Raw genomic sequence first — 384 nt, forward strand, 5'->3', positions numbered from 1 at the left:
GTCCACTTACAGGCGGTCGCGAGCCCCAGCATCGCCGCGCCAGCCGCCCAGCGTCGCCCGACTCGTCCCGGTGGCGCATGCATCGCCCACAGCAGGCACACCGCGCCACCGACCACGAACGCCGCCATGAACCCGTCCAACATCGCGATCCGCGCCTGCACGAACACGGTGAAGTTCAGCGCGGTCAGCACCGCACCCATGACTGCCGGTCGCATCCGCCGCGTGCCCAGCCACAGCAGCGCGAACACGCCCGTCACGACGCCCGTCGCGGCCACGCTCGACAGCGCCCGCCAGCCGAGCGAGGTATCGCCGAACAGCCAGATTCCCAGCCCGATCAGCTCCTTGGCGAGCAGAGGATGCTCGATATTCTGCGGCCGGGCGAGC

Annotated in this window: 1 protein-coding gene; it reads right to left on the bottom strand. The window is 70.3% G+C overall.

Translation table 11 applies throughout. The annotated features are described in order from the left end of the window. The coding region (locus tag AC0IYH_RS29750; protein WP_471837670.1) for a phospholipid carrier-dependent glycosyltransferase at positions 1-384 on the bottom strand (384 nt) is incomplete at both ends.

The organism is Pseudomonas sp. AC463, from assembly GCF_979253585.1.